Source organism: Bacillus sp. LR--39, from assembly GCF_053613335.1.
On sequence record NZ_JBSIOT010000163.1, the window covers coordinates 1 to 1,385 of the forward strand.

General features: G+C 46.0%; 2 protein-coding genes and 1 pseudogene. 2 read left to right on the forward strand and 1 reads right to left on the reverse strand.

The window, feature by feature from the left end; translation table 11 throughout:
- Together pnbA and ACWHAR_RS21395 are read left to right on the forward strand one after the other, a co-directional pair.
- Positions 1-965 (forward strand): para-nitrobenzyl esterase (pnbA, locus tag ACWHAR_RS21390; protein ID WP_452087759.1); only part of this gene is annotated, 965 nt, incomplete at its 5' end.
- A 2-nt stretch (positions 966-967) separates the two neighbouring features.
- The gene (locus ACWHAR_RS21395; protein WP_014480958.1) at positions 968-1,159 is read left to right on the forward strand and encodes a hypothetical protein; all 192 of its coding nucleotides are present in this window, start codon (positions 968-970) and stop codon (positions 1,157-1,159) included.
- Positions 1,160-1,185: 26 nt separating this feature from the next.
- On the opposite strand, the pseudogene padC reads toward ACWHAR_RS21395, so the two are convergent.
- Positions 1,186-1,385: pseudogene (gene padC / locus ACWHAR_RS21400) on the reverse strand (phenolic acid decarboxylase); the annotation flags it as partial.

Here is a 1,385-nt window from a genome sequence, read left to right on the forward strand (position 1 = left end):
TGCGAGAGAATATATCAGCGTTTGACGGTGATCCCGATAACGTAACAGTATTTGGAGAATCCGACGGCGGCATGAGCATTGCCGCGCTGCTCGCTATGCCTGCGGCAAAAGGCCTGTTTCAGAAAGCCATCATGGAAAGCGGCGCTTCTCGAACGATGACGAAAGAACAAGCGGCGAGCACCGCGGCAGCCTTGTTACAGATCCTTGGGATTAACGAGAGCCAACTGGATCAATTGCATACGGTTTCTGCGGAAGATTTGCTAAAAGCGGCTGATCAGCTTCGGATCGCAGAAAAAGAAAATATCTTTCAGCTGTTCTTCCAGCCCGCCCTTGATCCGAAAACGCTGCCTGAAGAACCAGAAAAAGCGATCGCAGAAGGGGCTGCTTCCGGCATTCCTCTATTGATTGGAACAACCCGTGATGAAGGATATTTATTTTTCACCCCGGATTCAGACGTTCAATCTCAGGAAACGCTTAATGCAGCGCTCGAGTATTTACTAGGGAAGCCGCTGGCAGAGAAAGTTGCCGATTTGTATCCGCGTTCTCTGGAAAGCCAAATTCATATGATGACTGATTTATTATTTTGGCGCCCTGCCGTCGCCTATGCATCCGCACAGTCTCATTACGCCCCTGTCTGGATGTACAGGTTCGATTGGCACCCGAAGAAGCCGCCGTACAATAAAGCGTTTCACGCATTAGAGCTTCCTTTTGTCTTTGGAAATCTGGACGGATTGGAACGAATGGCAAAAGCGGAGATTACGGATGAGGTGAAACAGCTTTCTCACACGATACAATCAGCGTGGATCACGTTCGCTAAAACAGGAAACCCAAGCACCGAAGCTGTGAATTGGCCGACGTATCATGAAGAAACGAGAGAGACGCTGATTTTAGATTCAGAGATTACGATCGAAAAAGATCCCGAATCTGAAAAAAGGCAGAAACTATTCCCTCCAAAAGGTGAATAAACATGGGGAAAACAGGATACATTGGTGCTGCCATTGTTGTGGCAGCTTGTATCATTATTTTATCGGCCGTGGTATGTTTACGGGACACAGTCTATTACCAGCCTATGCGCTGGACTGGCATCATACTGTTTTTCACGGGAATTGTGATGGTTCCCGCATACTCAGCAAAAAGAAAACCCGGAAAAGAGAAGTAATTCTCTTTTCCGGGTTTTTATGTTTATTATAATCTTCCCGCGCGAATATCGTCTGTCATTCCCTCATAAGGAGCCTTCGATATCACTTCTTCGTTGTCGACTCCTTCATTTTTCAGAAATGTAATTTCCGCAAATTCAGGTACAACGTATTTTGGATACGTTTCATATTTTTCGCGGGATTCTTCCATCAAATCAATGTGGTCATTTTGGTAGCAAACCGTAATTT